Origin of the sequence: Streptomyces sp. NPDC050263, assembly GCF_040655955.1 — a bacterium.
In the GTDB taxonomy this organism is placed as follows: Bacteria; Actinomycetota; Actinomycetes; order Streptomycetales; family Streptomycetaceae; genus Streptomyces.
On sequence record NZ_JBFAKW010000223.1, the window covers coordinates 1 to 6,679 of the forward strand.

Here is a 6,679-nt window from a genome sequence, read left to right on the forward strand (position 1 = left end):
CTACCGCCTCCATGGCCGCACAACAGAAGAAGCGACCTCAGAAACGATCATCGCCGACCCGCCCTCACCCCCGCAGCGAATTGCGCAGCAGAGTCCGTCATGCGGGGGTTTGCCGACCAGGCACGGACCAGGGTCTCTTCCCGCTCGTTGAGCTGCCTTGCTACGTACCGCACGGAGGCGGTCTCGAACCGCTCGGCCCAGGGTACGAGGCGGGGGATCACCAGATCCTCCGGCCCTGGCACGGCGTCCGGCTGCTCCCAACCGTCCGGGATGTATCCGATCGAGGCACCGCGGATCTGGTGATCGCGTTCGGAGTCGCAGCTCTGGCGGGCATACCCGACCAGGACCCTGCGCACCGATTGATCGTCGGTGAGGTCGGCCTCCTGCTCCCATGCGCGCTCGACCATCGCCACAGCGAGGGCCTGGCAGTGGTCCTCCAGCACCGGCCACAGGCGCAGGCAGCGGCGGAGGAAGTCCTTCATCGGTTCCGTGTCGCCCTTCACGTATGCGTCGAAGGCGTAGCGGGCCTCGGCAAGGAGGGAAGGCTTCAGCCGCTTCGCCCAGTCGGCGACAGACCGGACTTGGGCGAAGAGGTCGGCAATATGGCCGCCGATGAGGTCCGCCATCGGCGGGAGGGTGCGCAGGACCTCCTGCATCATCTGCGGCACGCCCACCTGAATGGCGAAGCATGGGGCGAGCGTTCCTGCCAGCTTGGCCAGCGGGGAAACCAGAGCCGGGAAACCTTCGAACACCGGGGCCAGGCCGAAGTGCAACGGACGAACGAGGTCACCGAGACCAACCAGCGGCTGGAAGGCGTCAGTCATCGACGACAGACGGGCGGCCGGTCCCAGCAGGCTTGCCAGGCTGTTGACCTGCGGCTCGATTACGGACAAGACCGCCCTGGTCGGGTTGAGTCCGTCCAGCAGCCCCAGCGTGTTCACGACGGGGGGTAGTACGGAGGGCAGTACCGAGTTCACGCTTTCGGACAGGGAGAGGATCTGGGGCTGTACGCCGGCCAGCGCCGACAGCGCGGCTTTGCGGGCCGTCAGTCCTTCCAGCAGTGACTGGCCGACCATCTCTCCGATGTTGGGAAGCCGGGGAACTGCCAGCTCGATGCCGGCGAGAGCTGGGGCGAGCCCGAAGCTTGCCCGCTCGGTGAACCCGCTGAGTATCGCGCTGAGACCGATCAGCGGTTGGAAGGAGTCGCTGACGCCGGACCAGAAGGCAGCCGTGTCCAGGACGTGAGCCAGGCTGCCGGAGTTCAGGACGGCATCGTCAAGTGGCGGGAAGGCACCGTGGTCCAGGTCGGACCCGTCCATGTCCAGGTCGGGCCCGTCCATCGGCGCTGCGAGACCGGCGTCGAGCGCCACGTTCCCGGGCGAGCTGCATCCTTCCGCTGAGGGAGCGAGCAGCGCTCCTGTTGCATCGGACGCTGCTGTAGCAGGCCGCTGAGCGGCATCCTCGGGTGCCGAGTCCGGCGTTGCATCCGCAGGCATCTCGGGCCTCCTTTGTTGCTTGGGTAAGTCTGTTCACCTACCTGCGGCGGGAAAGAGCTGATCCGGCACTCAATTTCCCGACGCCCGCTGTGATTCACGCCACATCTCACTGTTGGCAGCGCTCCCCTTCCACCAGCCCAGCCCTGCATCCGCCGCTTGAAGGGCTGGCCAATCATCGCCCTGACACCGCATCACTCCACGGTGCCGCCGATCCAGGCCGCGGTTAACTTCTCCTTCACCCCGATCGAGCTGGACCACCCTGATCCGTTCGGCGTCACCGTCGTGCTGATGGAAGTGGGCGGCTACCGCATCAGCCTGACCGAAGCGTTCGCCCGCTGATTTGCTGTGGCGGCGCTCGCTGACGAGAAGGTAGTCACTCCGGCCGGTCCTCGGAGACGGGAGATGGCCGGGTGTCCTGGAGCTGGCCAAGCTCGAATCGCCAGGCGAAGGTCAGGGCGGTGAGGCCGAAGGCGAAGAGGGTCGGCCACAGGAGCCACTGCGGGGGCCAGTCCGCAGGCCAGGGCCGATCAATCATGAAGGCAGTCGAGGTCGTCAGCCCGATCGCGAAGAGCGGCACGATCCAGGCGAAGAGAACGGTGCCGAGTTGGCGGCCCCCGAAAGCGCTCGCGACGGTCAGGTGCAGGAATATGTTCATGGGGACGAATAACCACTGGACCCATCCGTCGTCCCCAACGTTGGACTTGAGTGCGGCAGCGGTGGCAACGGCGCCGACCAGCGTCAGATGGCCAAGGCCAAGGACACCGACGACGTACCGGGTGAGCCAGCCCACTTGGGGTTTCACCAGGACAAGGTGAGAGTCGGGGGATGGTGCGGCTGGCTCCAGGGTGTCGGCCTGGGTGGGGGGCGCGCCGATCAGGTCTTCCAGGTCGTTCCGTTCGGCGATGGTCCGCTCCTGGGCTCCGCTGATGAGGTTGTTGGCCCACTGGTAGGTGTCTGGGTCGGCGTCGGGGTGAGCGGCGCGGTCGGCGACGGCGTGTTCGAGGCCGGTGAGCCACTGGCGGGCTTGGTCGGTGCCGAGTTCGGCCGTGACGGTCTGGGCGGCGAGGGGCAGCAGGCGTTCGGGGTCGGCTGCGACGGCCCGGTGCGCGCCGGCGACGAGGCCGGGCTGGTCGCCGGCGGTACGGGCGACGGTGCTGAGAAGCTGTGTCACATCCTCTTTTCGCAGGTCACGGGGGCGTGAAGGGTTGCAGTGATCCCGCTTGCCGTTCGGTTGGGCGTCGATGGTCGCCGTTCCGAACGGCAGCAGCTGCGCGCTGGTTCTCATGCGGCTGCGAGGGTGACCGTCGGTGCCTCGGTCTGGCGGCGGGGGCGGGCCAGGCGCCGGGTCATGAGGGTGATGAATGCCCATTGGATGTGGGCTTCGGCGTGGGACATCAGGCGTTCGTAGTCCCTTGCGTTGCGCCGGGCCCGCATTGTCCATGAGTTGCTTCGTTCCACCACCCACCTCTTGGGCAGCAGAACGAAGCCCTTGGCGTCCTTGGGGCGGGGGACGACCTTGATCGTGATGCCCAGGGCGTCCTGGGCCCAGGTGCTGAACTCTTCGCCTCCGTAGCCGTTGTCGGCCCAGACCAGGACGATTTCGGGGTGTTCGGCGTGGAGGCGGGTGAGAAGGATGCGGGCCGCGTCGCGGTCCTGGACGTCGGCGGGGGTGACGAGCAGGTCGACGAGGAGGCCGTCCTGGTCAACGATGAGATGTCGCTTCCGCCCGTTGATGTGTTTGTTCGCGTCGTATCCGCGCGTCGCGTTCGACACCGTCTCCGCGCCTTTCACGGACTGGGAGTCCACGATCACCCGGACAGGCCAGGGACAGCGCCGGCGGCGCAGCCGTAGCCGTCGGCGGAGCTGGTCGAGGATCCGCTTGAGGACGCCGGCCTTCGCCCAGCGGGCGAAGTACCCGAACACGGTGCGCCAGGGGATGCCGAAGTCGGCGGGCAACGCCCTCCACTTCGCCCCGTTGTCGGTGATGTAGCGGATGGCGTCCACCACGCGTCGGCGGGGCCACTTCTCCGGGGCGCCGCCCTTTGGGGTCCGGCATGCGGGAACGGGGAGAAGGGGCTCCAGCAGGAGCCATTCCACGTCACTGGTGTCGGAGGGGTAGCGGTAGTGCGGCAGCATCACGGGGGTTGGGGCCGCGATCTGGGGGTCAGGAGCCAACTGCGGTGCGGTCGCGGCCCGTTGCCTGCCTTCCTGCTCTGCTTCACTCCAGGTTGGCCAGCAGTTGAAGGGTGGACTCGATCGCGCCCATCTGGGCCATGACGGTGCGGATATAGGGGTCGTCGGGGGTCTTGGTCTGGTGCGGCAGGAGGATCCCGGCGATGAAGTTGGCGACGCGGTGGTGCACGGCGTGGAAGAAGGCCCGCTCGTAGCCGATCCACACCTCCGGCGCGTCGTCCAGCAGCCGGTATCCCCACTTCCGGTCCCAGGTCACGGGCGGCAGACCACGCGCGGCGGCGATCTGGCGCAGGTGCGCGAGCCCGGTGTGGATCTGCGCGCGGGTGCGTTCGGTGGCGGCCATCAGCTGGGTGACGGTCAGTCCGGCGGGGCGGGCCTCCTGCAGGGCGCTGAGGATCGCTTCGGCGTGGACGTGAGCGGGGACACCCCGCCCCATCGCCTACTCACCCGAACCCTTCAGCAGCCTCATCAGCTGCTCGTCCAGGTCGACCTCGCCGCGGGTGACGGCGTTCTCGATCCAGTCGGCCGCGGCGCGCACCCGCGCAAGTCCTTGGCCGATGGTGTCTCGTTCGGCGTCGTCGTAGTGCTCGCCGCGCAGGCTGGGAACGATCCTGCCGGCGGTGGTGACGAACTGCGCGCAGGCCGCGACCAGGTCCATGAACTGGGCGCTGTGCTCCATGCGCTTCAGCTGCGGGGCTGCCTCCTGCCGTATGAACTGGGCCTGCTGGCGGAACCGGTCGAACTGGGCTTCATTGACCGCGTGCCGGGCGGTGTCGTCGGCCATGGCCTTGTCGGCGACCGCCGGACGGCGCAGGAAGTCGGTGGTCACCACGGCCGCGACCGCGTCGTCGGTGGCCAGGTCGTGGATCGCTTCGACTTTCTCCTGGACGCTCTCCGGGGAGTCGACCTTCCAGCCCACCACGCGTTTCGCGCTGTCGTGCGTCCACCGCGGCTGCCCGCCGCGCGGGCTCGGCGGCGGGTTGATGACCGTCTCGAACCGCTCCTGCTCATCGGGGATGCTGGCCAGGATCTTGTGGATTGTGTGCGAGACGTCCGCCCGCCTGCGCTCCGTCGGCCAGCGCGAGGACACCCACCGGTAAGAACGGACCGTCGTATAGGCCAGTCCCACGTCTTCGGCGAACATCCGGATGGCCTCGCTGACCGTGAACAGGTCATCCTTCCCGGACGGATTCGCGCCCCCGTACGAGCGCATCGGCTCGATCTCCACGGCCGCGTCCCCGAGCCGCCACTGGACGCTGCTCATCGCGGCTACCCAGTCCCGCCCCAGCTTGACCAGCTCGTCGTAGCGATCCCGGGTCACACTGCCGATCATCGCGGGCATCCGGACATCACCCCCGGCGGTCCCGGGTGCGGCACCCATTTCATGCCGTCAGCTCGCCCCGGCAGGCCGTCGCTTCGCACCATCCGACCGGCACCAGGAACGCGCCAGGGCGCACGGCCCCGCAGTGAAGCACTTTGACAGCCGCCGAATGCGCGGGCTCACAATCCGGCGTCCGCCGCGCGCCGCCTGTGCCAGGCCCGTTTGCGGCAGGCGGGAGAGCAGTACGCTGCCGAGGCAGGATGTTCGACCCCGACCGTCCACGACGCGTCGCACTCCGGGCAGTTGGACGTCGCACCGGCCTGGACCGCCTCGGTCCGTGCCCGCGCCCGCCGCATCATCCGCCAGTGCCGCGATCGGCACACCGGCGAGCAGAACACCGCCGACGCCTTCACCGAAGGCATCAGTGGACCACCGCACTCCCGGCACAGCCTCGGCCCTGTGTCGTCGTCCGTGACCACGAGCAGCCTCAGCCGGGGCACCTTGTCCCTGCGCATGCGGCCACCGTACGACAGTTCGTCGACTCAAGGCCGCGAGGACCTCTCAGCCGGCTTGGCCGATGGTCACGGTGCGGGATCCCGGAGCGAAGCCATCGAAGGACTGTTCCCAGGACTCGCCCGGCCAGTAGTAGGTCACACGGCCCTCGGACGGCCGGTAACGGGCGGTGTAGACCGTTCCCAATCCCTCGTCGTACGCGGATTGATAGAGCGGCGGCTTCAGCATCGCCGCCACGTCCGTACCCGCTGCACGAATAGCCTTCAGCCGCTCTTGGGTCCGGAAGAACTGCTCCTGCTCGTCAGGCACCGGCAAGTGCTGGTGGTTGGCAGCGCAGGCATCCGCTGCCCCAGTCATTGAAATGTCCGGTCCCACGAACACCGTCACTGCCTGCTCGGAGTCGACAAGGGTGACGTTCTGCGGGATCGCAATCGGTATGGACCGCAGCCTGCCGACTGCCTCGTCAACGGTGTTACACGTCTCCAACAGGTAGCGCAGGACGATAAGAATGGCGAAGCCGGGGCCATGGACGAATCGCCCACCGAAGGTGAGTGACACCGCGAGCCCGGCGTCGTTCATCCCGTCCAGCAAGCCCCAGGCGGCATCCTGCATTCCGATCACCGGTCGGAGAAAGTGGGAGGAGACAATGGTGCCCTCACACTCGTCGGGGCTGAAGTCGTAGTTGCGCAGCAGGGTGCCACGGCCGCCGATCTGGGTGCAGCCCGAGAAGAACGGTCGCAGCGCCGCGAGGGTGAGGAAGGTTTCCCCTTCGGGCCGGTCGAGCTGACCGGCGAGGCGGTCGAGAACTGGAACCAGCTCCGGCATGTGCGCCTCGAACAGCTTCCGAGCACGGTCCGCGCCCTCTAACGTCCGGCTCTCCTCGGTCATCCACCCCTCCGCGAGCGGCCACAAGGCCTGTGTATGGGTGGCCCACCGCCCGTCGCTTCCGTCGCCGACCTCGATAGCCCGGAAGGTCTTCTGCTGTTGACTCATGGCTGCCGCTCCCTTGTGGACGTCAAGTCAGGTGACGGCAACCTAGCTAATTTCGCAGGTAATCCACTACTAGTGCCGCGGCAGGCAACGTTCGCCCCGTCGCGACGCCCGGCACGCACTCTCGCCGCACCGGCCGAAAGCCCAAGTACGTCCAGTACGAGGA

7 protein-coding genes are annotated in these 6,679 nt (G+C 67.7%); 1 reads left to right on the plus strand and 6 read right to left on the minus strand.

All coding sequences use genetic code 11. The features are described from left to right. Window positions 1–47: 47 nt before the first annotated feature. The gene (locus AB0J04_RS44795; RefSeq protein WP_363174482.1) at window positions 48–1,370 is read right to left on the minus strand and encodes a hypothetical protein; all 1,323 of its coding nucleotides are present in this window, start codon (window positions 1,368–1,370) and stop codon (window positions 48–50) included. Window positions 1,371–1,652: 282 nt separating this feature from the next. On the opposite strand from AB0J04_RS44795, the gene AB0J04_RS44800 reads away from it, so the two are divergent. After that, window positions 1,653–1,835: a hypothetical protein gene (locus AB0J04_RS44800; RefSeq protein ID WP_363174483.1), complete on the plus strand. Its 183-nt coding sequence runs from the start codon at window positions 1,653–1,655 to the stop codon at window positions 1,833–1,835. Window positions 1,836–1,869: 34 nt separating this feature from the next. Here the strand turns inward: AB0J04_RS44800 and AB0J04_RS44805 are convergent, their stop codons facing one another. The 5 genes from AB0J04_RS44805 to AB0J04_RS44825 form a co-directional block, all read right to left on the minus strand. Then, window positions 1,870–2,667: a hypothetical protein gene (locus AB0J04_RS44805; protein ID WP_363174484.1), complete on the minus strand. Its 798-nt coding sequence runs from the start codon at window positions 2,665–2,667 to the stop codon at window positions 1,870–1,872. A gap of 110 nt (window positions 2,668–2,777) precedes the next feature. Continuing rightward, entirely contained in the window at window positions 2,778–3,629 is an 852-nt protein-coding gene (locus AB0J04_RS44810) for an IS5 family transposase (RefSeq protein ID WP_363174489.1), read from the minus strand. Between the two features lie 85 nt (window positions 3,630–3,714). Beyond that, a complete protein-coding gene (locus tag AB0J04_RS44815; protein WP_363174485.1) occupies window positions 3,715–4,125 on the minus strand; it encodes a RacP protein in 411 nt (136 codons plus the stop codon). A 3-nt stretch (window positions 4,126–4,128) separates the two neighbouring features. After that, window positions 4,129–5,031, minus strand: coding sequence for a DUF6192 family protein (locus AB0J04_RS44820; RefSeq protein WP_363174486.1), 903 nt, complete (start codon window positions 5,029–5,031; stop codon window positions 4,129–4,131). A 540-nt stretch (window positions 5,032–5,571) separates the two neighbouring features. Continuing rightward, window positions 5,572–6,516 carry a C45 family peptidase gene (locus AB0J04_RS44825; protein ID WP_363174488.1) on the minus strand — a complete coding sequence of 315 codons (945 nt, stop codon included), beginning with the start codon at window positions 6,514–6,516 and terminating at the stop codon, window positions 5,572–5,574. Between the last annotated feature and the right edge of the window lie 163 nt (window positions 6,517–6,679).